Below are 25,657 nucleotides of genomic sequence, written 5' to 3' on the forward strand. Positions count from 1 at the left end.
GTGGGCGGTATCAGTACATAAATAACATCGTGTGGGATCAGAGAGAGTGAGCCAGAAATGAGGCTTGTAATGAAATATGGGGGCACATCTGTCGGTGATGCCGAGTCAATCGCCCGTGTGGTCGATATCCTTGCCCGGTATCATGCCGAGGGACACGAACTCGCCGTCGTCGTCTCGGCCATGTCCGGCGTGACCGACCGGCTCCATGCCATCGCCGCAGAGGCCGAATCCAGCGTAGAAGAACCCCAGATTGCCGCATTTATCCAGGCACTGCGGGCAAAGCATATGAAAGCCCTTGAGGCCGTCGCGCCCTCCCAGGTGGAGATGGTCGGGGCGGTCATCGACGAGCGTCTCTGGAAACTCGAGCATATTCTCACGGCGGTCCACGCCCTTCACGAGTTGACCAGACGCTCCAAGGACTATATTGTCAGTTACGGCGAGCGTCTCTCGTCGATGATCGTGAGCGCGGCCCTGCGCGAGCGGGGTATCCAGTCGGTCGCCCTCGACGGTTGCGAGGCCGGGCTTCTCACCACCGACCGGCACGGCGATGCCCTGGTCCTCCCGTCCAGCGACGCCAGGATCAACAGCCGCGTCCTCCCTCTCCTGATGGACACGGTCCCGGTGATCACCGGGTATATGGGATGCACGCCTGAGGGGATCGTCACTACGCTGGGCCGGAGCGGTTCTGACTACTCGGCAGCGGTGATCGGCCGGGGGATCGATGCCGACGAGGTCTGGATCTGGACCGATGTCGACGGGGTGCTGACCTCGGACCCGCGGGCGATCCGGAATGTGCGGGTGTTGCCGTATGTCAGTTACCGGGAGGCAATGGAACTCTCGTACTTCGGGGCAAAGGTGCTTCACCCGAAGTCAATCGAACCGGCGATGGAGAAGAATATCATCGTCCGGGTGAAGAACACCTTCAACCCCGACCATCCGGGCACGGTGGTCCGCCGGCAGGAGAATAAGGAGAAGCGGGTGGTGAAGGCAGTCACCCACATCGACCGCGTGGCCCTGGTCAATGTCAATGGGGTCCAGATGGTCGGGCGGCCGGGAACGGCGAAGGAGATCTTCTCGCTTCTCGGTGACGCGGGGGTGAATGTGATGATGATCTCGCAGGCCTCGTCGCAGGCGAATATCTCGATGATCATCGAGGAGGCCGACCTGGCGGTGGCGAAGGACGTCCTCTCCGGCCCGGTGAAAGCCGGGTTGGTCCGCGAGGTCACGGCCGACCGGAATGTCGTGGCCGTGGCGGTCGTAGGCGCCGGGATGGCCGGGACACCCGGGATCTCAGGCCGGATCTTCACGGCGCTGGGGCATGCGGGGATCAATGTGATGATGATCTCGCAGGGCTCGTCTGAGGTGAATGTCTCCTTTGTGGTGAAGCAGGAGGAGCATCACCAGGCGTTGCAGGTGCTGCACGATGAGTTCAGGCTTTCCGAGGAGTGTGACGATGAGTAATACAGAAGGATATGCGGCGGCCGGGGTGGATATCGACCTCGAAGCGGCGGGAGTGCGGACGCTGATCGAGCAGTTGACTTTCAGGCGGTCGGGGGCGTTTCAGACAATCGGGAAGAGCGGGCATTTCGCCGGGCTGGTGGAGTTCGGCGATATGGCGCTGGCCCTGGCGGTCGACGGCGTCGGGACGAAGATGCTGGTGGCTGACGCCTTGGAGAACTGGTCGACGGTGGGCATCGACTGCATCGCGATGAATGTCAACGACCTCTTTGTGATGAATATCGAGCCGGTGGCGTTCGTTGACTATATCGCGTGCAACGAGATTTCACTGGACAAGATGCGCCAGATCGGCGAGGGGCTCAACGAGGGTGCCCGTCTGGCCAACATGAACATCGTCGGCGGGGAGACGGCGACGCTGAAGGGCCTGGTGACCGGCCTCGACCTGGCGGGGACATGTCTCGGGGTCCAGCAGAAGGACCGGATCGTCACCGGCGAGAAGGTGGCGCCCGGCGACCTGATCGTGGGCGTGCCGTCGACGGGTGTCCACTCGAACGGTTACACGCTGGCCAGGAAGGTGGCGCTGGAACACGGCGGCTTTGACTCTGTCCTTCCGTCGGGCCGGACGGTGGGCGAGGCCCTCCTCACGCCGACCCGGATCTACCTGGAGGCGCTGGACGCAGCGGCGGCCTGCGAGGTCCATGGCATGTGCCACATCACCGGCGGTGGGCTGCTGAACTTCACCCGTCTCTCGAACTATGGTTTCGATATCACCGATCCCCTCCCGGTTCCTGAGATCCTTGCATGGGTCGGGGAGCAGGGCGAGATCGCCGAGGCCGAGATGTACCGGACCTTCAATATGGGGATGGGCTACGCCTTTGTCATCCCTGAAGAAAGTCTGCCGGCGCTCAAGCGGGTGGTGCCCGACGCCGAGGTGGCCGGGGTGGTGGTGCCCGAGGCGGGTGCGTACCTCCGCGGCGAGCGGATCCGGTAAAATATTTTATACTTTTTTTTGGCTCGTTCGATTGACGCGAGCAGTAGGACGAACGATCAGAGGGTCGCTCCACTAGAAGGACGAAGAATTTCAGGTCGTTCTTTCGCCCACCGAACCCCCCCACGGCGAGGATAGGCGGGGGCGGCGATTGAATGATGATCCACTCCGCTGTATTGTCTCAAGAGAAATCATCCGGGAATTCGCCAGATGTCTTCCTCAGGATATCCGGCGTGGCCGTCCCGTCCCTATCGCAGGATCTTCACCGCTCTCTCGCGCCGGGGGATCCCCCGCGTTCTCCAGAGAAAAAAAGAAAAAAGATTACTCGGTCTCCAGATGACTCTGGACACTCCCGTTCACGAACTCGACCTTCCGACAGGCACACCCCTCGCCCGGCACCTCGACCGGATACTCGCCGGTCAGACACGCCGTGCAGAGGTCGCCGATATCGATCCCGATCGCATCCACCATCTTGCACAGCGGCACATGATAGAGCGAATCCGCGTGGATCTGGTTGCACACCTCCTCGGTCGAACGGTCGTGGGCGATCAGTTCGGTCCTCGTCGGGAAGTCCACGCCCAGATAACACGGGGCGACGATCGGGGGCGAGCCCACCCTGAGATGGACCTCCTTTGCCCCGACGTCCCTGACGATGTCGATGAGCCGCCGCGAGGTGGTCCCCCGCACCACCGAGTCGTCGACGAGCACCACCGACTTGCCCTCCAGGTGCTTTCTGATCGGGTTGAGTTTGATCCGCACGGCGTTCTCCCGCATCTGCTGGTTCGGCATGATGAACGTCCGGCCCATATACCGGTTCTTCATCAGGCCCTCCAGGTATGGCGTCCCCGACTCCGTGGAATAGCCGATCGCATACGCCGTCCCCGAGTCCGGAACCGGCGCCACCAGATCGGCCTCGGCCGTCGCGCCTCTGGCTAATTCCTCACCGATCTTGCGGCGCACGTCGTAGACCAGCGTCCCGTCGATGACCGAATCGGCCCGTGCGAAATAGACATACTCGAACATGCAGTGGGCTCTGCGGTCGGAAACCGCGATCTGCGTCGACCTGACCCCATCCGCCGTGATCGTGACGAGTTCGCCGGGCCGCACGTCCCGCAGGAATGTTCCGTTGAGGGCGTCGATCGCCACACTCTCCGACGCCACGATGTGGCCGGCCCTCGTCCTGCCCAGGCAGAGGGGTTTGATCCCCAGTGGATCGCGGAAGGCATACAACGTCTCGTCGAGCATCAGCACAATCGAATACGATCCCCGCAGGAGCCGCATCGCCGCCGCCACCGCATCCTCCACCGAGCCGGAGGTACGGATCTCGTGGGCGATGATCGTTGCGATCACCTCAGAGTCGGTGCTCGTACAGAATATCTGCCCGTCACGCTCGTACTGCGCTCGCAACGCATCGGTGTTCACCAGGTTTCCGTTGTGTGCTAAAGAGATGGTCTGGTCACGGAAGACAAAATTGAATGGCTGGATGTTTTCCGGTAAATTCGCACCGGTCGTCGGATACCTGACATGCCCGATCCCGACGGTCCCCTTGAGCTCCTGAAGAATAGATTCATCAAAGACCTCAGCCACCAGCCCTTTGCCCTTGTGGACATAAGGCCGGTGGTCAAAAGTGGACATGCCCGCGCTCTCCTGCCCGCGGTGCTGAAGAGCATACAGGGCATAATACAACGGGAAAGAGACACCGCCAGCATCCACGATGCCAACGATCCCACACATATTCAGACTACCTTAATGAGTTGGTACTTTGGGGCGCTTGGTTGTCCACTTGTAGCTGCTCATCTTCTTGCTCTGGCCAAAGCCACAGGCCGAGCATACCTTGTGCTTAGCGTGGAATGACTTCTTTCCACACCTGCGGCAGGTGATGTGGCTGTTTTTCTGCCGCTTACCCATCGATGGTGTACCTTTTGACATGAACGCTCACCCTGCTTATTCAACTGAAGGAGATATATAGATCACATTGTCCCCGCGGACGATCACGGTGCCGTGCTTCTCCACCGTCCCTTCGACTTCTTCCTCTGCCCGGTCGAGGACGAGGTTCAGGTGGACATCGTACCCCTGCAGGATCCCGCGGATCTCACGCCCGCCTTTAAGAGCGATAATGACCGGCTGGCCGTTGAGTACCTGATCAAGAATCTCCAGTGGTCTTTTTGTCATGGTAATTACCCTTTGACCCGTTTAAGAGTACCATACATGCGAGGGGAATCTACTTAAATATACCGCGGCGAACCATTTAATGAGAGATACAGGGTATTGTGGTGGGCCATGGGGGATATTCAGGTTAAAAAAAGACACAGCGTCAAGAAATCTGCGGCGGTGCATCTCAGAAAGGCACTTGAAGAGGAGATCGGGGTCGATGCAGGACTCTTCGACGCAAAGACGATCGAAGTCGTCGAGACTGACTCGGCGTTCACGATCTATCTGGTGGAGAAGAAGCCGCTCTTGATGGAGTTTGAGGGGTGGGTCTTCCCGACGGTGCGAGGGGCAGTCGAACGACCATTCGAGGTACGAAGGGTGACGGTCGACTCGGGCGCAGTGCCCTTCGTGATGAACGGTGCCGACATCATGCGGCCGGGAGTGGTCAACGCCACGTCTGATGTCAAGAAGGGTGCCCCCTGCATCATCGCCGAAGAACGATACGGCAAACCGCTGGCCGTCGGGATCGCTCTCTATGACGGGATCGACCTGCTGGCAGAGGAGAAAGGGAAGGTCGTCAGGACGGTCCACCGGGTAGGGGACGGCGTCTGGAACCTTGAACTCTGAACAAAAATTGGATACCATTAAATAAATTCCATTCTAGAGTTGTTTTCATGGGAAAATTCCTCGAATCCATTATAGGCAGGAGTGCTTCTCCGAGGCAGGACGACTATATGGACCTCGACCTCAGTACCTTTGAGGGCGCGAACGACGACGAGCCTGCGTCCATGTACGTCAAGGTCGCCCAGATCACCGATCTCAAGGATACCCCCAGGGTGAAGGACGAGGTCTACAACGGCAATCTGGTCATCGTGGACATCACCCGTCTGAAACTGGACAAGATCATGTACGAGCGCGTGCTCAAAGACCTGCGCGAGGTGGCGAGCGATGTCAAGGGCGATATCATCGGCCTCGGTGAGCAGCAGTACGTGATCATCACCCCCATGTCGGTGCGGATCTCCAGGGAGAAGATCGGAGGGCTGTAGTGCGCACTGTCCTCCGCGCCCCCTGCCCGGTCTGCAGAGAGGAGATCGAATATGTCTATCAGACCGAGGAGGTTCCATACTTTTCTGAGATCCTCATCGAGAGCGCGACCTGCCCGTGCGGCTGGCGGATGAGCGACGCCTTCATCATGCGGGAGGGCGTGCCGACGAGGGACGAGTTGACGGTTTCGGGCGAGGAGGATCTCTCGGTGCGGGTGGTCCGCGGCTCGGCCGGGACGATCGAGGTGCCTGAATTTGGGGTCGAGATCAAACCGGGGCCGGCGGCCGAGTCCTTCATCAGCAATGTCGAGGGGGTGCTCGACCGGATCGATGCTGTCCTTGAGATCGCTCTCAGGGGGGCGGAGGCCGAGGAACGGGAGCGGTGCCTGGCGATCCGGGCCAGGATTGCCGCGGTGAAGCGCGGTGAGGAGAGGGTCACGCTGATCATCGATGATCCGACCGGGAACTCGGCGCTGATCCGGAACCCCGGAGACGGCTGCGAATAATCTGTTCGGCTCTGGAGTATTCCTATTCTGGAGTGCTGCCGGCTCTGCCCTCAGTCACGCGATGCCGGGGTGCGGTCGGCTCCTGGCTCCCCTTCCAGAAGAGGACTTCAATAGGTTCATTTGTTCATTTCTTTTCGGGGCCGGTCGAATATCTGCAGATCTCGTCTGGCCGCCCTTCTATCGTCTCCGGCCTGAACTCTTTGTATGCATCTGAATGGCAGGTCGTGAGCCTCTGCTCCGGACAAAATGAATCGAAAAGTAGCGAAGGATGGATTTGAACCATCGGTCTACGGGTTATGAGCCCGTCGGGATCTCCTGACTACCCCACCTCGCTATGTTGTGTAAAATTTGTTTTATTTATAAGATCAGAAAAGTAGCGAGGGATGGATTTGAACCATCGATCTACGGGTTATGAGCCCGTCGGGATCTCCTGACTACCCCACCTCGCTATGCTGTGGGCTATAATCTTTGATCCGTTCATATATATATTTTTCCTGCCAGTCCTGAGACATATAGATTATTCAGGACATCCCATTCAGGATCATGGACGAAGACCTTGAACTGATCCGGCAGAGGAAGCAGGAAGCACTCGCGGCACGCATCGCCGCCCTCAGACAGGGCGTGATCAGGGTCAACGATCTCAACTTCACCAATATGATCCAGGAACATCCCCTGCTTGTCGTCGATTTCTCGGCCGAGTGGTGCGGCCCCTGCCGGCACCTCGCCCCGGTGTTTGAGGGTCTTGCCGCCGAACTCGCCGGCACTGTCTCCTTCGCCACCTGCGACATCGACGAGTCTCGTGGAACGGCCTCATCCTTTGATATTGAGGTGGTCCCGACCATCGTCTTCTTCTCGCACGGAAGGGCGGTGGGGCGGCTCACCGGTGCGGTATCCGGCGACGTCCTCCGTGCGCACGTCAGAAAAGTTTTCGAGTTATCTGAATAACCCTTTTTTCGCGGTCATCCCGCTGAGCTTCGCGGCCAGGACGAAGTCGGTTCGCGTCAGTCCGCCGCAGGCGTAGTTGTACCACAGGACGTCGACGTGGCGGTATTGCGAGAGGACGATGTCGGGATAATGGTCCGCACCGCTCTTCGACCCGATCTCGATGACCCGGTTGATGAACGCGGTTGCCTCTCCAACGGTTCGGAAGGAGAACCTCCTCCACAGTCTCCCGTTCTCCAGTGTCCACTCCGGCACCTCGGGAAGGAGCGCAAGCATCTCCCGCCTGGTGAGCGGTGCCGATCCGGGTTCCACCGGCATTGCTGTCTCTGCACTGAGAGGCATGCTCCTGCCTTCCCGTCCCAGGATATAAAGGTTGTTATGCGAGGAGACCGCACCAATTCTCTGTGTCGTCAGTCTACGCTGCTCTTCACCCCACGCTCAGGAACGTGCTCGCCCACCGCCTCGGCTGGGACGACCTCCGCCCGGTCCAGGAGGAGGCGTGCCGCGCCGCCGCCGACGGGGCGGACCTCCTGGTCGTCGCCGGCACCGCGGGGGGCAAGACCGAGGCTGCCTTCATCCCGGTCATCGATACCGTGCTCAAGGAAGGACTTCCTGGCGTCGCCTGTCTCTGCCTCTTCCCGCTCAAGGCCCTCATCAACGACCAGGCAGGCCGGGTGGAGGAGTTCTGCACCCCGGCCGGGCTCTCGGTCACGAGGTGGCACGGCGACGTCGGACGGGGCGAGCGATCCTGGGTCGGGGGCGATCCCCCCCACGTCCTCCTCACCACCCCCGAGTCCCTGGAGGTGATCCTCCTGGACAGGGGACTCCGGGCGGCCCTGAAGAATCTCCGTTTTGTCATCGTCGACGAACTCCATGCCTTCGTCGGAGACCTGCGGGGCGTGCAGGTCAGATGTCTCCTCGATCGCCTCGACGAAGTGGCCGGCCGGCCGCTCCAGCGGATCGGTCTCTCGGCGACCGTCGGGAATCCTGAGGAAGTTCTCGATTGGTTCTCCGGGCCCGACCGTCGCCGCCGTCTCGTAGCCGTCCCGGCACCTCCGGGGAAGAAGCAGTTCTCCTTCGTGGTCGCCCGTAGTCGTGAGGAGCGTGCCGGCGCTGTCGCCCGTCTCGTCGCCGGTCAGCGCGCTCTTGTCTTTGTCGGGAGCAGAAGCCAGGCCGAAGGCCTTGCCGGAGATCTTACGGGTGCGGTGGGGGACCTCTCGGTCCACCACTCCTCCCTCTCTCCGGCGGTACGCCGGGCGGCCGAGGAGTCCCTTGCCGGGTCAGGGAGCGCCTGCGTCATCTGCACCTCCACCCTCGAACTCGGGATCGACATCGGCGGCCTCGACCTCGTCGTCCAGGTAGGCCCGCCTCCATCGGTCTCCTCCTTCCTCCAGCGTCTCGGTCGGACCGGCCGCCGTGGCTCGCCGGCCAGGATGGCCTTTGTCCTCGGCGACGACCTTGCCCTTCTCATCGCCGTCGCGACCGTCGAGGCCGCGGTCAGCCACGAAGTCGAACCCCTCACTCCCCCGCGGGCGCCGTACACCGTCCTGGTCCAGCAACTTTTCCTCCCCCTCCTCGCCCGCGGTCGTGTCCCCTCGCACTCGCTTGTCGCCGGACTCTGTCGGCTCGCACCCTTTGCAGGCATGGAGGTCGAGGTCACAGCTCTTATTGAAGATCTCCTCACCTCCGGGTACCTCACCGCCGACCGTGCCCTCCTTATGCTCGGGCCTGAGGCCGAACGAACCCTCTCGCGTTCACACTGGGCCGACCTTCTCTCGGTCTTCACCTCGGCCGCCGCCTACCGCGCCCTCACCCCTGAGGGGGAGGCGGTCGGCGAACTGGACGCCAGGTTTGTAGCCGGCGGCGCCGGCACGGTCTGCACCCTCGGCGGTCGACGGTGGCGGATCATCGCCCTCGACCAGGACTACCGGATCGCCACCGTCGTCCCTGCCGGCGGCGGCCCCGCTACCTCCGACCGCCGACCATTCTGGTCGGGCACCGGCGCTCCCCTCAGTCCGGTTGTCGCAGCGTCGGTCCGGCGCCTTCTTGTCAGGGGGTGCTCTATCCTCCCGCTCGGTCGAACCGAACAGGCGGTGGTGGGCGGTTTTGCCCTGGAGATCGGGGGCGCCGTGCCGCCGGACGGCTTCCTCGTCCTGGAACGGTCAGAAGGGATCGTCGTCCTTTCCTTTCATGGGAGCCGTTTCAATCGCGTCCTCGCCTATCTACTCTCCGACACTCTTCCCGGCGGCCCGAAGGTCAGGGCCGCCGACCTCTGGCTCCTTGTCGAAGAGATGACCGGCCCGGACCCCACCGGCGAGGTGACGGCGGCCCTTGCCGCAGTCAGGGGTCTGGGTGCGGACGATGTCGCCGCCGCCCTCCCGCTACCCGACCCGGAGGAGTGGAAATTCGGCTCGCTCCTCCCTCAAGAACTCTTCGCCGGAATGGCCGCTGCCGACCGGAATGACTGCCCGGGCTTTGTCTTAATTATGAAAAGGGAAGATATATTTATGGTCTGACCATATTCATCAGGTTGATGAGGCCCGCTCTCTCCGCCCGGTTTATTCCATGGAATGCCCCCTATGACGGAGACCTGCCGGTTACTCTGATCGGTTCTCTGACATCAGGCGTACAGGAGTGGGGGAGTCTCTGATGCGGGCCCGTTTTCTTGCCGCCGCTGCCATCCTTCTCATCTGTCTCAGTGCCGTCGTCTTCCACCTCTCAACCACTTATGACGACTACAGCAGATACAATGTCCAGTGGAACGGCACCTCGGCCTTCTTCTCGCACCTTGAGGAGCAGAGGGCGCAGACAATCACCGATCCGGCCGACCTCATAAACTATGACGACGCCCTCCTCCTGGTTATCGCTCCGGAAGGCCCGCCTGGCCCGGAGAGGATCAGGGCCTACAATAACTTCCTGGCACGCAACAACACCCTCGTCCTCTGTGACGACGCCGGTGAAGTTGCCGGACTCCTCGCCGCTCTCCCGACCACAGTCTCGATACTGCCCGGCACCGTCTCTTCGGTCGAACGGGAGTACACCACCACCGCCGCGGTGAGGGGTTATCCGGTCGGCAACCATACCCTCGTCGAGGGAGTTTCGACTGTTCTCTTCAACCGGCCAATGGCGCTGGAGGGCGGGACGCCTCTCCTCCAGACTCCTCTTCTCTCATGGATCGATGAAGACAGAAACGGCAGGATCAACGGTGAAGAGACGGTTGGGCGCTACCAACTTGGAGTCACCGAGGAGATCGGCGGGGGTGAACTGGTCGTCATCGGGGATCCAGGGATCTTTCTCAACTCGATGACCGGTCTTGGTGAGGGGAACCAACAGTTTATCGAGAACATCCTCACTCTCCACCCGGTTGTGCTGGTCGACGAGGGGTGGAGCAGGACGACTGCGGCCGGGCCGTTCACCGGCGCAATATTATGGGTGAAAGAATATCCACTCTCTCAGATCGGAGTGGCGGCACTGTTTATCGGTGGAGCGGTATACTTTTTCAGGAAGAGGATCAGGAGGTAGACGAGATGGATCTGAGTGAGCGTGATGTGGCACCGATTGCCGAAAAATTTCTGGAGATCAAGGAGACTGTCAACCAATATGTGGTCGGGCACGAGGATCTGATCCGGCTGATCGCCATAAGTTCTCTTTCAGAGGGTGCGATCCTCATCGAGGGTGTCCCCGGTACGGCGAAGACGACGGTCTCGAAAATTATGGCACGCCTCCTCTCCGCTTCATTCAAGCGTGTGCAGGGGGCGGTAGACATCCAACCGGCCGACATTATTGGAGTGCGGATCTATACCCGTGATGAGGAGGAGTTCATTCTCAAGAAAGGTCCGATCTTCTCGAACTTTGTCCTGGTCGATGAGATCAATCGCCTCACCCCTAAGACTCAGTCCGCCCTCCTCGAGGCGATGAGCGAGCAGCAGGCGACGATCGATGGAGAGACCTATCCTCTGCCACGCCCCTTCTTCGTCATGGCCACCCAGAATCCGTACGAGTTCGAGGGAACCTTTGCGCTGGTGGAGGCTCAGCGGGATAGGTTTATGTTCAGTGTCCCGCTCAGATACCTCAATGGAGAAGACGAGTTCGAGATCCTCTGGCGCGCCCAGACCGGGAGACTGGTCTGGGAGGATTATGCTCGGACACTTGCCCCGGTTCTCAATCCCGGAGAGATCGAAGGGATGATCAGAACGGTCAGCGCCGTCCATGTCGAGGAACCGATCTGCCGGTATATCACCGATCTGGTGATGGCCACCCGGAACCATGCCGATATTCGTCTGGGGGTGAGTTCGAGGGCATCTCTCGCTCTTCTGCGTGGGGCAAAGGTCAATGCTGCCCTGGAGGGCAGGACCTATGTGATCCCTGACGATGTCAAGACCCTTGCCCTCCCCGCTCTCTGTCATCGGCTCATCCTGGAGCGGGAGGCGGTTATCGGGCGCGTTCCGGTGGACTCGATTGTCAGGGAGATCCTGGATCACGTCGAGGTGTCCTGAACCGTGAAGCCGGGTCCGGCCGCAGAAGGCATGGGGGTGCTTGCCCTTGCTGTCGCCGCCTACGCCATTCTCTTCGACGACCCTGCGGGTTTTGTCGTCGCTGGAACCCTGCTGATATATCTTGTATACCGGGCCCATTTCTTTCTCCGGAACCTCTACCATCTTGTCGGGTCATTGACACTCGTAAGAACGGTGGAGAAAAACATTGTCAGACAGGGGGGGGGTGTCGGCGTTGAGGCGGTCGTCACCTACGAACCCCGCCCGGGGTTTGCGGTCGGTGTGGAGGATCTCGCTCCGCCGGTCACCGTCCTGGATGGGGAACAGGCGTACGATGCGTCGGAGTCCGGGAAGGTGGCGGTCAGGTACAGGGTGAAGTTTATGGCCGCGGGGCGGACCTCTTTTGGGGGAATCAAACTCACAGCCCGAGATTTGTTCTTCTCCGGTTCCCTCGCTCTGAAGAACAGGGTCTTCATGGTCCCGTCAGTTACGGTCGTCCCCTATGGAACCCCGCTAACCACCGCGGCCGAGGGGACGGGGTTCGGGGATCGGGAAGGGGGGGGTGCGTTTCTTCTGAGAGGCCAGGAGACTCGTGCCTATCGCGATTACATCCCAGGCGACCCCCTTGACCTGGTGGACTGGAAACTCACGGCCAGACACGGGAAGATGTACATCAGGGAAGCGGAGGGTATGAGTGGGGGGGCTCCCTGTATCGTTGTCGACCTCCCTGACCCGGGACATGAACTCTCCGACGATGAAATGGCCAGGTATTCTATGGCGGTGAACGGTGCGGTCGAGGGGACATACACAAGGTACGGCGTCTGTCCGCTCCTTCTCATCTCCGGGGGTCAGGTCGTCGCCTCCCTCCCGCCGGAAAGTCGAGAGGAGGAGATCTTCGGGGCTCTGGCGATGGTTCGGCCAACCGAACGGACTGTCCATCTCTACAGGTATCTCGACCGGGCGATGATGCAGGCGCCTCTTCAGGGACTGCGGGAGGTATCAGGATGGGACGGGCCGTTCAGGGATAGACTGAAATCTCTCGTCTCTTCCTTTGGTTCAGTGGAGGGACTGGTTTATTTCAGGACGCAGGTCTCCGGGGCCTTGCGTGCCTCCAACTCTGGGGGGGTCTATCTCTACACCCCGGCTCGGGGCGATATCAGCCACCTTGTCCAGGTGGTCCTGGAGGCGCGGCACCTCGGGATCGAGGTTTCGGCCTGCTCCCTTTCGGGGCCGAAGAGCGCGGCGGTCAGGGCCGAACTGGCCGCATGCGGGGTGGACCAGATGGAGGAGATCTGAATGGACGGGCGGATCTGGCTCGGGCTCTCCCTCATGGTCGGGCTTGTGGCCTCGCTCCTCGGTCCGGCTCCCCTGGCCGAGATCGGTGCGCTTGTCGTTGCTGTCGCGGTCATCGCCCTTACCCGGGGGGAGAAGGACTACTGGTTCGTGGTGCTTGCCGCCGGTGCCCTGGTCGCTGTTGCTGCGGGCTTCACCTCCCCCATCTGGTCGGCCGTTCTCGTCCTCATTCTCCTCGGCTGGGTGGAGGACAGGTTCGCTTTCCTCTCGTCGAGAGGTGGGAAGGTGGCCTACCTTGTCTTTGCCGGTGTGGCCGGGGCGGTCCTTGTCCCGGTCATGCTGATGAGGCATGTCCTGCTCCTCTTCGGAGGTCTGGTGATACTCCTGCTGGTTTCAGGGTTATTTCTCTCGTTATCATGGTACAGACTGGTGTGGTCTGCACGGAGGAGTGAAGAATGAAAAAACATTTTTTGATGAATGACACGACTGCTGCCGGGGCGCTCCTCCTCGTGGCCGCCATCGCCGCCCTCGCCCTGGCTGGGCTGACCGGTCGGGGCGATCTCACGACTGCCATGCTTATCCTTGCCGGTTTTGGCTCGTTCGCCTCAGGGCTGTTTCTCCTTGCCCTCACCAGGGGACGAACGCCTGACCCGAAGTTCGCCGCCCTCCTGCCGGTGCAGGGGACGGTCGGGATCGCCACGCTGCTTGCCGACCTCGGGGTGCAGGGGGACGCCAGGTTTTTTCCGCCCGACCCGAGGGGGCATCTCCGCGCCCTGATCCCTGCCGGGGGGCAGGTGCTCCGCTCTCCGCCGGAGAGCACCTATTCGTATCTCACGACAGAGGAGGGTGACGCCGTGATGATCACCCCACTTGCCGCCCCCTGTCTTTCCTATCTGAAAGACTCCTGCTCTTTTGAGGTGCCTCCCGAACGAGAACAACTCTGCGAGGCAGTCGTCGAGATCTGCAGGGATGTACTCGAGATCGCGGAGCGTATCGAGGCCACGTTTGACGGCGACAACCTTGTCGTCGACCTGAGGGGTTTTGCTCTTGCCAACGGCTGTCAGGCGGTCAGGGAGGTCTCCCCGAAGTGCTGCACCATGGTCGGGTGTCCCTTCTGCTCGCTCATCGCCTGCATCGCCGCTGAGGGGACGGGGATGCCGTGCCGGATCCTTGCGGCGTCATCCTCGAAAAAAGGGAGAAATCTCCGCCTCATCATCGGGCCGTCGGCCTGACCGTGATCCAGAGGTGGAGATCCCGGTAACTCGCGTTGATCCGGTCCTTATTCCAGACTGCATCTGAGGGCACCGTCTCGTTGAAGAGGAGGAACTGGAGGCGGTTCATCTCGGTATTGGTGACGGTGAAGTTGTACGGGCGTTCGACAGTCTCGTTGTGCGGCACCGTCACGGTGAACTGGTCGAGTCGTTCCATGGCGTTGATCTGTGAGGTGTTGGTGGCTTCGTTGAAGGTCTGGTTGGTGAGCAGCACCTCCACGGTATAGGGCACTTCCCGGTACTCATGGTTCCCGATGCCGATGATGAGGGACTGTTCGCTCCCGGCGGAGAAGGTGGTCGGGTAGTCGGCGGCCTTCCCACCGGCGCCGAGGATGTAAAACTCGGTGAAGTGTTCGCCTTCTTTTGGGACGACGATGACGTAGACAGTCGTCACCACCGCCGCGAGGATGGCGAGGACCAGGATTACCGAGAGGGCGCGGTCGAGTTGTGACTGTTCTTCAGGGAAGAGTTCGGCCTTTGCCTCGGAGGCCATCTCCCTGAACGGAACGACAAAACGCCGATCGGCCGGGAGGAGCGCCCGCCGCCAGTGGGCGGCGATGAGCATCGCGAGGGTGAAGGCGATGAGAGAGATGAGGATGGGTTCAAGTCTGATCCCCCATGGGGTGTAGTTGAGCGCGAGCCCGATGAGGGGGACGACCGCGATCGAAAGTCCGAAAGAGAGGGCGACCCGTTCGATGCCGTCGATGTCGTCTTTTTCAGGGAAGAGTGCGGCGATAAGGGCATAGCCCGGGATGAAGAGGACCATGGGAAGGCCGAAGATCACCTGGATGAATGTCCCGTGGGTAAGCGGGAGGTAGATCGCAGGGATGGTCGCGAGTGTCCAGAGGGCGATGAAGATGAGATCTTTTGGGGTGTGCTTTGGATCGAGTGCTTCAAGGATCACGGGCATCGCTGGCTGTTCTTCACTCATGAAAACCTCTTAATACTTTTTATCTGAGTCTCTTGCCTGTGATCAGGGCGATGACAAGAGCGCCGATGGCACACCCGACCGGAAGTGGGGACTCCTTCGGTGTCGTAGTGGTGGCAGTATGGGACACTGTGGGGTTTGTAACTATTGTGGCTGTTGTGCCGGCAGGGGCTGCGGCGGTTGTGTGTGCAAGAACTGGTGTCACGATCGCAAACTCGCCTGCTTCTGAGATCTCTGTCGATATGGTCGATCCGTTGATCCGGCTTGGCAGGGGTTTCCAGCGTCCGTCGATATACGCGAGGATAGTGAGCGAAGCGGTTTTGTCGACCCCGGCCTTGTTCAGGTCAAGGGTGAGGGTCGCCCCGGGGTTGAAGGATGCACCTGACGGAAGGATTGCGTAGGGGCCGGCGGCCGCCTGCCAGTTCTCGGGCACGGCACGGTTGCTCACCATGATGGCAAGGTCATTGGTCCGGGCACCGGAGAGAGACTCTTCATCGAAGGTGAGGACTGCGCTCCTGTCAAGGGATGAGATGGTCAGGGTCTTCTTTTCGGTCGTTGTCGTCGTCACCGTGCTGTCGTCCCAACCCGACGAACCACTGCTGGAGGAGGATGTCGTTGGTCTGGTCGTCGGTACAGTTGTTGGTTCCGAGGCGAGGACAAGGGCGCCGTCGACATAGATTTTTACGTTGGCGGTCCCCCCGTTCAGACCGCTGATCGTGAAGGTCATGTCCGAGTTCTCGGGGCCGACCTTCTTTCCTGAGAGATCCATCGAGGTCGTCACAGAGTCTGCTCCGGCGGTGCCCTCCCCGTTGAGGGTGATATACTGGATGAGTCCCTGTGGGATGTCGTTGTTCTGTCTGATATCCACAACACCGTCTTCGCCGTCGCCATAGACCATGACGGTCTTGCCGCCCATTTTCGCGCTGAGGCCTGCGGTCTTCACGTTCTCCGCGTGGATCGCGATCCGTCCGTCATCGAGGGCGAAGGGCATCTGGAAGTTGTTGGTGCTTAGCGAGAAGCGTCCGTCTGTGTCGAGGGGTATGGACGTCTCGATCTGGATCATGAAGGTACTGTTGTCGGGGAGATCTCTGATCGAGATGGTGATCGGGTCATTCTCGCTGACGGGGTCTGGTGAAATGGTTACCGTTGCGGCAGAGAGTGGGGCGATAAGAATGATGAGCCCAATAATCACTGTCAGCAATTCGGGGGTGCTGGGCAGTTGCATGCAAGCATACTCCTCGGGGATAGTATATCTCTTTTGCGCATCCTGGGGGCGGATCCCGTATTCACGAGCGATTTTTTTATATAATTTAATATATATAATTATCTTTTTTTAATCCTGGGTGATTTTCGAAATGTTTATATCTGGACTCTTATATTTATCTTGGTAACTTGGAGGTATTATATTGGCGTATTTACCTTTGCGTGGTCTTCTGACTTTTCTTATATTGCTGGTCCTGCTGGGTTCTGTCAATGCAGGAATCCCCGGCGGCACGGTCGTCCAGACGGACGAAAAGGTGCCTTTCATTGTTGTCCTCAAGGACCAACCGGAACGCGGAACGACTTTCTCGACGATGAAAGCCGAGGCTGCCGCCAGTCAGGCATCGGTGCTCTCGTCCATCAGTGCGATCGACTGCGCCGCCGCGCGATCCGCGGAGCGGTTCTGGATTGTGAACGCGATCCGGGTCGAAGTGGACCAGGCGACGATAGAAAAAATCGCCGCCCTGCCCGGTGTCGACCATGTGGAACCCGACCTGATGGTGATGGCTGACGACCCGGTCACAGGGACCTCACACATTGTCGATGCCCGGTACGTACGGAGCAGCGACACGTTTGTGATGCCCTGGAACCTCGACTGGGTCGAGGCGCCTGCTGTCTGGGGTGCCGGGAACCAGGGTGAGGGTGTCACGATCGCAGTCGTGGACACCGGCATCGACGCTTCTCACCCGGCCTTCGGCGGCCGCGTCAGGGCCTTCGCTGACTTTGTGAATGTGAGCAACACCCTGGCCAGAGACGACAACGGCCACGGCACTCACTGTGCCGGCACCGCCGCGGGCGGCGAGGTTACCGTATCTCGAAATAACGGGGGTGACATGAACCTCGTCCTCGGTGTCGCCCCGAAGGCCGACCTGATCGGTGCGAAGGTGCTGGACTCTACAGCTGTCGGTCCTACCAGCACTATCATCAAGGGTGTTCAGTGGGCGGTTGAGAACGATGCCGATGTGCTCTCTCTCAGTGTGGGATCCTACTTCTGGAAGTCGGATATGAGACCAAACGAGAACGACGAATCATATCTCGCTATCGGGCCGGGAGAGACATTGACCCTGACCCTGGAGGTCTCCTCGAATTACGGTGGAGGCGCTGATGTTTATGAACCCCAGTTTGTTGTCGGCGGGTATGAACTCGAACAGATGGGGCAGTATTATGCGGCTGCACCATATGCGCCCACACCAGCCAATCTGACATTCTCCCTTACTGCGCCCAACGGTGTCACGCCGGTGGGAGGGTTCATCGACTGGGGCGGCTTTGACCATTCGTCCTCCAGGGTGATGTTCAAGGCGCCGTACACCAGCAACAGCGGGAACTGGAATGGTTTCTGGACACTGAATGTCACCAACAACGACAATGAAACGGTCTACCTGGAGCAGGCCGCGATCGCCGAGGCCTATGAGTCCGACGGGAACACCGCCTTTGACCTTACCCTGAACAACCTTGTCGAAGGCGGTGTGGTGGCGGTCGTTGCGGCCGGCAACGACGGTTATTTCGGCACCGGCACCATTGGGACGCCTGGCACGGCGGCGGACGTGATCACGGTCGGCGCCACCGACTACTGCATGGACTACCGGGCGAGTTTCAGTTCCATCGGGCCGGTGAACCAGGCAAACCCCTATGTCAAGCCTGATGTGATGGCCCCGGGTGTCGGCGTTCTCTCCGCCTGTCCGGACGGACAATACGGCGTGATGGACGGCACCTCGATGGCGACACCCTGCGTTGCCGGCACGGCCGCCCTCATGCTCGCCGGGAATGATACCCTGACGCCGGCAGAGGTCAAGCAGACCCTGATGGACACGGCTGTCCATATCAGGGAGGACGGCACGGCGATGGCGACCCCTGAACTGAACAACCTCTACGGCGCCGGCCGGATCAGTGCCTACAGGGCTGTCGAGGCCACCGGCGGGTTGCACGGTGCCCCCGAAGCGGCCTCCTCTCTGACCGAACTCTTCGGCGGGCCCTACTATGATCTGAATGACCCGAACACGGTGGAGGTGCTTGGGGTCTGCTGGAACGCCACGGCAGGCGTCCCTGTTGCTGGAGAGACAGTGAATTTCAGCCTCTATCTCTACGAAAACTCTAATTGGAATATTTACCGAACACAGTCGGCCTTCACGGATGCCGACGGCATGGCGACCACCTCCTTCGATATCTCAACTCTCGCCGCGGGTCGGTCTTTCAAAGCCGAGGTGACGTGGGGAGACCGCGTCCTGTCCGGTTCCTACGGGAAGTACAGCACGCCCGGCAGTGGTGGCACGAACACTCCTTCTGCTCCGATCTATGAGGCGCAGTCTTTTATCGCTCCACCGGACGGCGCCGTCACGATCCGCTATCCACTCCTGAACATTGATGGTTCGGCCTACACCGAACCGGTCAGGCTGGTGGTGGCGAACACCACGACCACGTTCTTTGATGATAACCTGACCCCGGTCGACGGTGTTGTCACGGCCACCGTCGACTTTGCGGGCTTCAATATCGATCCTTCACTCTATTGGACACGTCCCCGCATCACGATCAACGGCCGGTCTGCCGGGACAGTGTCGTTTTCGTATGAGGTCTACTATGGGGCCATCTCCTCCCCGAGACTGGCGATCTGCCCGCCCGGCAGTTCGATCGACATCGCCCTGCAGGTCGCTGAGCGTCATGGCAATGGTGGCACCGTCACATCGAAGGACTACAAGGTGGACGTGACCGCCTTCACCGAGACGCAGATCCTCTCCCTCTCGCCCGATCTCATCGGTCAATTTGCAATCGGGGCACCTATCGGGGGTGCCGCCCTTCTCGAAGCGGCAGGTGGTCTGAAACCCGTAGAGTCGACCGGGATGGTCAGCGTCACCAACGGCATCGGCATCTACAACTTCACGATGCCGGCGGGATGCTCTGTGGCGGTCGTCAGTTTTGCCGATCCGGATAACGAGTATAATGAGCGGGACTCGTTCATGATCTCGGTCGTCTATGGTTCGATGTCGCCCTGGACCCTCCACCGCGTGACCCCGCCGGTGCCGGTCGCACTGGAGGCGCTGGACAGTACCTATATCGGCATCTCAGACTACGCCTGGCCGGCGACCTGGAACCAGAGCGAATACCGCTCGGTGCCCGGCGACCAGGCCACCCTTACGGCCTTCGTACTTACCGTGAACGGCACGACCTACGATGTAACCCGTGACGCCGGAAAGACGGTCCGGCTGTACACCGCCGACGGTGTCCGGACGAACACGACCGACGTCAACGGCACCTGCACCTTCACGCTCGACGTGACAGGAAAGACATCTGAGGACGTGATTCTGCTCACCGAGGGCATCGACTTCTCTGCGGGAATATTTCCCTATATTCCCTTTGAAATCGACTCAAAAAGCCGTATTTATCCCGGCCTCCTCGAATGCGAACCCGGGACTGCCGCAGCCCTCACGACTCTCCGCCCGGCGTCGGAGACCCGGTGGATGGATGTCACCTATCCGGGCAGCGGTTCGTACCAGGTGTCGCTCCACTCCTATGGTCCGGACGACACCCCGATCACCGAGCGCGGGATCTTCACCGCAAGTCCCTGTGCCGATTGGTGTACGCAGGGGACCGAATTTGCCGACACGTTCGCCTACATCGGTGACTGGACAAAGACCATCACCCCGGCCATGAACGGAACCTATGTGGCCCACGCTTCGGTCCTCCGGGGTGGAAAGTTCGTCGATTGGATAGGTCAGATGTTCAGCGTGCCCGAGGCCCATGTCAACTACACCGTGAAACCCGATATTCTGGTCGGATCAACGGTCCCGGTGACTTTCACCGTCGCCGACGATGACGGCAACCCGATCAGCAACGCCAAGGTGGGTTTCCTCCTCGGCGCGGCTGCCCAGGCCAATTGCGGCGTAGACTGCTACGATATCCGTCCGATCAACCTTGAGCACCTGGAGATGGAGTACCCTGATCCGTATTCCGAGGTGCTCGTCGGTTATACCGATGCGAACGGCCAGGTCATCCTGAACATCCACGCCCCCTCGGCCGGGATGGCGATCGAAAGGAATCTCCTTGGCTTCTCCGACTATGTGCCCTACAGGACGGTCTGTTACAAAGGCGACGAGGTTATCAAGGGCTGCATGGAGTTCGAGATGGAGCTCGACATGCAGTATTATGACGGCACCTTCAGACTCACCGCCGAGCCCCTGCCCGACTTTGTCCCCGGCGTCCGCGCACCCCATGTGGTGAAGGTGCACAGGGACGACACGATCGTGGTCGACAACCTCTATCTCGACATCACAAACCAGGGCACCGCGGACTTCGTCCACACTGACACGGATATTGTGGTGAAGGCATCGGTCGGGAACAGAGACCAGTCCACCACCTATGCCGGCAACATCGCTGTCGGCGAAACAAAGACCGTCCTGCACCTGGGTTTCGAGGCAGCCGCCTCCGACTACGGCATCGACACCAGCAACTACAACCTGCCGGTGGACATGAACATCGACGTGACGGTGAATCAGGATCGGACGATTGCCGAGGTCTCCTATGCGAACAACAACATCGTCTATCCGGTGCGGATCACCGCTCCCGACCTCGTGGCGGAGATAAATGTCCCCTCAGTCGTGATCGAGAGCGGCACCCCGACCCCGGTCGCTCTGGTCGTGACCAATCAGGGCGAGGTGCCGGCCGTTGCAACCACCATGACCTACGTGACCACCGGGAGCCCGGCCGAGACGATCGCCGTCCCGGCGCTCGGCGCCGGCGAGTCCTGCACGGTCTGGAGAAACAGAACTTTCCTCACCGATCCCGGCGCCTACACCCTCAATTTTGAGGTGAACTCGAACGGTGCAACCGACTACGAGACCACGTTTGCGAACAACAAGGTGACGCGGACGGTGAACTGCTACCTCCACCCACTGACCTCTGTCGTGCTGCCGCAGGACCTTGTCCTGGTGCCGGGAACGACCTACGACCTGCCGATCGTGGTGAACGGCGCAGAGAACCTTTCGGCCTGCCTGATGACCTTCACCTTCGACCCGGCGGCCTTCACGGTCACCGATGTGACCCCGGGTGCGATCCCGCTGATCGCAGAGAACCTCAAGACCCCAGGTGAGGCGATCTTCGAGGCTGACGCTCCAACCGGCGTCAGCGGTGATGTGACCGTGGCCACACTTCACCTCTCGGTGACCGGTTCGAGCGGTACCATGTCGGCGCTCCACCTTGACGCTGAACTCAGTGACGAGAACGAGTACTCGATCCCGGTCGAGGTGACTCAGGGCAGCGCCGTCCTTCTCCTGTACGGCGACGCGAACGATGACGGGAAGGTCAACCAGGCCGACACCCTCCGCGTCCTGAAAGTGGTCGTCGGTCTGCCGACGGCGCCGATGCCGGCCACTGGGACAACGCCCTTCCTCCAGGCGGACGTCCATAAGAACAGCGTCATTGAGGTGGGCGATGCGATGTTCATCGCCCAGAAGAATGTGGGCCTCAGGGATCCGTACTTCAGGATTGTGTGAGGTGATTGCAGATGAATGTGAAAAATATCCTGATGGTGGGGTTTCTCCTCACCGCTCTTCTGGTATCGGCGGCGTCCGCGGCTGACCTTGTGGTCACGCCGCAGAGTTCTACGAGTGCGCTCGGTGAGGTCACCGAGGTGACACTGCGGGTTGAGAACGTGGCCCATCTCGGCGGGTTCGATATCGATCTCCACTGGGATCCCTCGGTGGTCACGCTTGACACCGAACCGGACAATGTGACCATCGGTTCCCTCTTCTGCGGCCATGTGAACAACTCCGCATGGGGTAGTGATCGCGGGGGTGTCCGCGTGGCGGCGTTGAACGCCAGTCTTGACGGTGTCTCGGGTGCCGCTGAACTCTTCACCGTGCGCCTGAAGACGGTTGACGACACCGGCAAGTCGACACCTGTTGCGGTTGTGGTGAACAATTATGGATTCCTCAATTCGACAAGCGGTGACGACATCCCGGTGAACACGATCACGAACGCCACGATCACCGCGCAGCGGGTCAACCGCATCGTCTCGTATGTTGGTGTTACGGCCGAGTCCGTCCCACTGGATGCCGAGACTGTCAGTGTCTTCACCGTGGCAAACCAGCGCAATGTCCTGACCTCGAAACTGACGATCAACAGCACCATCTACGCCCCCAACGGCTCGGTCTTCAACACCGAAGAACGGAGTGGGGTTATTCTGAAGCCATACGAGCAGAACGTGCAGCAGATCGCATGGACACCGACGCAGACCGGCACGTATGTCCTGAATGTGACGGTGACCTCCGACACCGATCTCCCGGTCGTTGGAACGACCACGGCGGAACGCTCGGTGGCCGCGCGCAACTTCAGCCTTGAGTTTCATCCGTATGTATACGGCTACTCCCGTCCCCAGGTGGACACATGGTTCTGGATGGTATGGTATGTCAAACCAAGTGAGAGCGGGAAGGTAAAACTGAACCTGAGTGTGCCGGAGAGTATCGAGGTCTGGGGCGAGGCCGAATCTGAACTGTGGATGACCGGCGATGCCCTGAACTATGTCGCGTTCCGTCTGCGTGCCACCGAGATCGGCACCTTTACCCGTGACCAGTTCAACCTGACGGCGTCGGCACACGGAAAGACGGCCTCGAAAACGAGCACTCATGATGTCTCAGTCTGGGTACCTTCGATGGAGGTATCGTCGGTGGACTCGGTGAAAGTTGACACCACCGGTGATTTCGAGATGTCCTACAACACCCTCCACACCAACAACACCTGTGACAACCAGACCACTATCATTGTGCAGTCGGGCGCCCGCGGCCGGACGCTCGCCGGTCTTGGCTATCTTGTCGGTTATCCGTATGGGTGTGTCGAGCAGACCACGTCGAGGATGCTCGCCTCAATGAACGTGAAGAACTACTATCTTGACCGTTCGGACAGGCCGGCCAATTTCCAGATCATCCGCAATGATGCGAACACCTCGGTGAGCAACGGTGTGGTCAAACTGGTGCGCGGGGGCCAGGTCGGTCAACATGAAGACGGCGGCTGGAGTCTCTGGGGCTGCGGCGAATCCGAGTCCTCTTCCAGTTCGTACGCCGCCTACACGCTGGCGCGGGTGAACGAGTCGGGCGAAGACCTGAACCACCTGCTGAACGGCAAGGTCAGCAGCGACGCGACGGTCGACGATGGCACGGTCAACTTCGAGAAAGCGGTCGAATGGTTCCACGAAAACCCGGACGACGATTCGAGCGGCACCTGGACGTGGAGCGCGGGCGTTTGCCATGCGTGGACGCCGACCTCGAACACCGGGTTCGTGATGCTGATCCACGATATGATCCGGGATCAGGGCACGGTTGCAGAGCCCTATGCGACCTACATGACGGAGAACATGCAGAATGCCACGCGTTACTTCGTTGGAATCCAGAATTCGGATGAAGGTTACTTCGGCAATGGCCGCGACCGGGCTATGGCGACCGCACTCGGGCTCTGGGGTCTTGAGGTCTATGGGACGCCCTCGGATGATGTGACGCAGGACCAGATCAACGATTCAAAGGCGAAGGCAACCGAATGGCTTATCAAAAACCATGATGCCGACGGTTGCTGGGGCGCCGACCCTGTCTATGGGTACAGCAGCAAGGGTCGGAGATCTGAGAGCACCGCCTACGCCATCCTCGCCCTGAACGCCACCGGCATCCCCGCGGAGAACGAGACGATCCAGGGTGGCGTGAACTGGCTTGTCGAACAGTACGAGTCCGGCGGGAAGTGGGGATACACCTGGGCAACCCAGGCGGCGATCGACGCTCTCATCCACTGTCAGCCGATTGAGGTCAGTGACGGCACGCTCTCGATCTCCATCGACGGGGAAGACATCTGCACGCTTGAGGTCAACGAAACGAACCCGAAGGTGGAGTACCCCCTCACTGCTGATCAGATGGCGACGGTGATGGCGAACGGTAAGTCGAAACGCGAGATCACCCAGTACTCGAAGGTCAAGCAGCACGCCGTCACGGTGACCAGGAACAACGGCAATGGTATGATCCTGGTCTCGATCGAGAACACGCAGCGCGCACCGGTGAACGAGATCGACGATCCCATCGAGGACACCGGCACCATCCTGTCGACCGGCGGCATCATCCCCGACAACGGGTCGCCGGATGTGGTCCAGTTCTCAGAGGACATGGACATCCTTGGCGACGCCGCACCCGGAGATCTCTTCGATACGGTGACCCTCACCTCCGACCCGTCCCCGCTTGTTGCGAACGAGTCAGGAAAGGTGGCGATCCAGGTTGTGTCAGGCGTTCAGGGTGTCTTCTCGCCGATGATCGAGGTGCCGATCGAGGGATTCACCTTTGCAAATGGTACCATCAGCGATGAGAATGGGAACGATGTAGCCTATCAGGTGCTGCACGGTTCGGTCAACACAGACTCGACCTCGATCTTCATCCAGGCCAATGAATGGACCAGTGATGAGACCTACACCTATGTCTTCGACGCCAAACCCACCCATGTGGGCACTCTCAACTTCAACCTCAGGTTCAAGGCGCTCAATGACGAGGACAATGTCACGCTTGTCGAGAAGAGTCTGGACGTCATCGGACGCGGCGATGTGGCGGTGAAGGTCACCGACGAGAATGACAGCCCGGTCGTGGCGACGATTGTCCTCGACGGTTCAAGCCAGACGGCGTCGAGCCACACCTTCGAAGGTCTGCTTGTGGGCAACTATTCGCTCTCGGTCTCGAAGGAGAACTACATCACGGTGAACACCACGGTGAGCGTCGAGGCGAACGACGAGACCAATGTCACGGTGATGATGCCGACTGATCTCACGACGCCGCGGCTCATCTTCTCCCAGGGCAGCGGTATGCTTGCCGGCGTCTCGAAGGTTCCGGGCACACTCTCTGCGGCCTTTGCGGAGAACGTTACCTACAATGCGACGGTCGTCGGGAACGGCGGGAGAATAGTACTTGCGCTGGAATTCCCGCAGCGTTTCCTGTTGAACAACCCGGTGGTGCGGTTGAACGGCGTGGTGCTTGACCCGAGCCAATATGAGATCAGGAGCGGGACGTTCTCCAACCCCGATCCGTATGAACCGTTCTCAACCACCAATGCGACGATCATCATCTATGACGCCCCTGACGGTGTTTCAGAGATCTCGATCGAGTTCATAGGTGGACGGGCAGGACAGGCGCTTGTTGGCGATCATGAGACCGGCATTCTGGATGCTCTTCGTCTTGCTCAGTTTGATGTAGGACTGAAAGGTGCCCCTGAAACATTCGGATACGGTGATGTCAGCGGCGACCTGATGGTCAACATTTTAGATGCGCTCAGAATCGCTCAGTACGACGCTGGTCTGATTCCTGATCTCGCTTAGAG

At 60.2% G+C, this 25,657-nt stretch carries 20 protein-coding genes and 2 tRNA genes; 14 read left to right on the forward strand and 8 right to left on the reverse strand.

What is annotated here, in order from left to right; genetic code table 11:
* Positions 1-57 precede the first annotated feature (57 nt).
* Both RJ40_RS08870 and purM read left to right on the forward strand, forming a co-directional pair.
* Positions 58-1,461 carry an aspartate kinase gene (locus tag RJ40_RS08870; RefSeq protein WP_449405518.1) on the forward strand — a complete coding sequence of 468 codons (1,404 nt, stop codon included), beginning with the start codon at positions 58-60 and terminating at the stop codon, positions 1,459-1,461.
* Positions 1,454-2,449, forward strand: coding sequence for a phosphoribosylformylglycinamidine cyclo-ligase (gene purM / locus RJ40_RS08875; RefSeq protein WP_265580499.1), 996 nt, complete (start codon positions 1,454-1,456; stop codon positions 2,447-2,449). Before RJ40_RS08870 ends, purM begins: the two co-directional genes overlap by 8 nt.
* 318 nt (positions 2,450-2,767) lie before the next feature.
* Here the strand turns inward: purM and purF are convergent, their stop codons facing one another.
* From purF to RJ40_RS08890, 3 genes are read right to left on the reverse strand one after another with little or no spacing between them, the layout of a single operon-like run.
* Complete coding sequence (purF, locus tag RJ40_RS08880) at positions 2,768-4,180, reverse strand: amidophosphoribosyltransferase (RefSeq protein WP_265580500.1); 1,413 nt, start codon at positions 4,178-4,180, stop codon at positions 2,768-2,770.
* Positions 4,181-4,192: 12 nt separating this feature from the next.
* A complete protein-coding gene (locus RJ40_RS08885; RefSeq protein ID WP_265580501.1) occupies positions 4,193-4,375 on the reverse strand; it encodes a 50S ribosomal protein L37e in 183 nt (60 codons plus the stop codon).
* 15 nt (positions 4,376-4,390) lie between these two features.
* Positions 4,391-4,618 carry an LSM domain-containing protein gene (locus tag RJ40_RS08890; RefSeq protein WP_265580502.1) on the reverse strand — a complete coding sequence of 76 codons (228 nt, stop codon included), beginning with the start codon at positions 4,616-4,618 and terminating at the stop codon, positions 4,391-4,393.
* Between the two features lie 108 nt (positions 4,619-4,726).
* Here RJ40_RS08890 and RJ40_RS08895 point away from each other — a divergent pair, with 108 nt between their 5' ends.
* The 3 genes from RJ40_RS08895 to RJ40_RS08905 are packed head-to-tail and all read left to right on the forward strand — an operon-like array spanning position 4,727 to position 6,146.
* Positions 4,727-5,224, forward strand: a complete 498-nt coding sequence (locus tag RJ40_RS08895) for an RNA-binding protein (RefSeq protein WP_265580503.1) — start codon at positions 4,727-4,729, stop codon at positions 5,222-5,224.
* A gap of 47 nt (positions 5,225-5,271) precedes the next feature.
* Entirely contained in the window at positions 5,272-5,643 is a 372-nt protein-coding gene (locus RJ40_RS08900) for a cell division protein SepF (protein ID WP_265580504.1), read from the forward strand.
* Positions 5,643-6,146, forward strand: a complete 504-nt coding sequence (locus RJ40_RS08905; RefSeq protein ID WP_265580505.1) for a ZPR1 zinc finger domain-containing protein — start codon at positions 5,643-5,645, stop codon at positions 6,144-6,146. Before RJ40_RS08900 ends, RJ40_RS08905 begins: the two co-directional genes overlap by 1 nt.
* Positions 6,147-6,405: 259 nt before the next feature.
* Here the strand turns inward: RJ40_RS08905 and RJ40_RS08910 are convergent.
* Together RJ40_RS08910 and RJ40_RS08915 are read right to left on the reverse strand one after the other, a co-directional pair.
* Positions 6,406-6,480 (reverse strand) — tRNA-Met (locus RJ40_RS08910).
* Positions 6,481-6,520: 40 nt separating this feature from the next.
* Positions 6,521-6,595: transfer RNA gene (locus RJ40_RS08915), tRNA-Met, on the reverse strand.
* A 94-nt stretch (positions 6,596-6,689) separates the two neighbouring features.
* Between RJ40_RS08915 and RJ40_RS08920 the strand changes: the two genes are divergently transcribed.
* Positions 6,690-7,091, forward strand: a complete 402-nt coding sequence (locus RJ40_RS08920) for a thioredoxin family protein (protein WP_265580506.1) — start codon at positions 6,690-6,692, stop codon at positions 7,089-7,091.
* Here RJ40_RS08920 and RJ40_RS08925 read toward each other — a convergent pair.
* Positions 7,080-7,430, reverse strand: a complete 351-nt coding sequence (locus RJ40_RS08925; RefSeq protein ID WP_265580507.1) for a 4a-hydroxytetrahydrobiopterin dehydratase — start codon at positions 7,428-7,430, stop codon at positions 7,080-7,082. The genes RJ40_RS08920 and RJ40_RS08925 overlap by 12 nt on opposite strands.
* Before the next feature lie 62 nt (positions 7,431-7,492).
* Here RJ40_RS08925 and RJ40_RS08930 point away from each other — a divergent pair, with 62 nt between their 5' ends.
* The 6 genes from RJ40_RS08930 to RJ40_RS08955 all read left to right on the forward strand — a co-directional run bounded on the left by RJ40_RS08930 (position 7,493) and on the right by RJ40_RS08955 (position 14,106).
* The gene (locus tag RJ40_RS08930) at positions 7,493-9,604 is read left to right on the forward strand and encodes a DEAD/DEAH box helicase (protein ID WP_265580508.1); all 2,112 of its coding nucleotides are present in this window, start codon (positions 7,493-7,495) and stop codon (positions 9,602-9,604) included.
* Positions 9,605-9,737: 133 nt separating this feature from the next.
* Positions 9,738-10,610, forward strand: coding sequence for a DUF4350 domain-containing protein (locus RJ40_RS08935; RefSeq protein ID WP_265580509.1), 873 nt, complete (start codon positions 9,738-9,740; stop codon positions 10,608-10,610).
* Positions 10,611-10,615: 5 nt separating this feature from the next.
* On the forward strand, positions 10,616-11,584 hold the full coding sequence (locus RJ40_RS08940) for an AAA family ATPase (protein WP_265580510.1): 969 nt from the start codon (positions 10,616-10,618) through the stop codon (positions 11,582-11,584).
* A 3-nt stretch (positions 11,585-11,587) separates the two neighbouring features.
* Positions 11,588-12,877, forward strand: a complete 1,290-nt coding sequence (locus RJ40_RS08945; protein WP_265580511.1) for a DUF58 domain-containing protein — start codon at positions 11,588-11,590, stop codon at positions 12,875-12,877.
* Positions 12,878-13,333, forward strand: a complete 456-nt coding sequence (locus RJ40_RS08950; RefSeq protein WP_265580512.1) for a hypothetical protein — start codon at positions 12,878-12,880, stop codon at positions 13,331-13,333.
* Positions 13,330-14,106 carry a hypothetical protein gene (locus RJ40_RS08955; RefSeq protein WP_265580513.1) on the forward strand — a complete coding sequence of 259 codons (777 nt, stop codon included), beginning with the start codon at positions 13,330-13,332 and terminating at the stop codon, positions 14,104-14,106. Before RJ40_RS08950 ends, RJ40_RS08955 begins: the two co-directional genes overlap by 4 nt.
* On the opposite strand, the gene RJ40_RS08960 is transcribed toward RJ40_RS08955, so the two are convergent.
* Both RJ40_RS08960 and RJ40_RS08965 read right to left on the reverse strand, forming a co-directional pair.
* Complete coding sequence (locus RJ40_RS08960; protein ID WP_265580514.1) at positions 14,087-15,076, reverse strand: DUF1616 domain-containing protein; 990 nt, start codon at positions 15,074-15,076, stop codon at positions 14,087-14,089. The genes RJ40_RS08955 and RJ40_RS08960 overlap by 20 nt on opposite strands.
* Positions 15,077-15,095: 19 nt before the next feature.
* The gene (locus RJ40_RS08965) at positions 15,096-16,298 is read right to left on the reverse strand and encodes a hypothetical protein (protein ID WP_265580515.1); all 1,203 of its coding nucleotides are present in this window, start codon (positions 16,296-16,298) and stop codon (positions 15,096-15,098) included.
* Positions 16,299-16,479: 181 nt separating this feature from the next.
* On the opposite strand from RJ40_RS08965, the gene RJ40_RS08970 reads away from it, so the two are divergent.
* Together RJ40_RS08970 and RJ40_RS08975 are read left to right on the forward strand one after the other, a co-directional pair.
* Positions 16,480-21,816 carry a S8 family serine peptidase gene (locus RJ40_RS08970; RefSeq protein WP_265580516.1) on the forward strand — a complete coding sequence of 1,779 codons (5,337 nt, stop codon included), beginning with the start codon at positions 16,480-16,482 and terminating at the stop codon, positions 21,814-21,816.
* Between the two features lie 11 nt (positions 21,817-21,827).
* The gene (locus RJ40_RS08975) at positions 21,828-25,655 is read left to right on the forward strand and encodes a PEGA domain-containing protein (protein ID WP_265580517.1); all 3,828 of its coding nucleotides are present in this window, start codon (positions 21,828-21,830) and stop codon (positions 25,653-25,655) included.
* Positions 25,656-25,657: the final 2 nt, after the last annotated feature.

This window comes from Methanofollis aquaemaris (assembly GCF_017357525.1).
In the GTDB taxonomy this organism is placed as follows: Archaea; Halobacteriota; Methanomicrobia; order Methanomicrobiales; family Methanofollaceae; genus Methanofollis; species Methanofollis aquaemaris.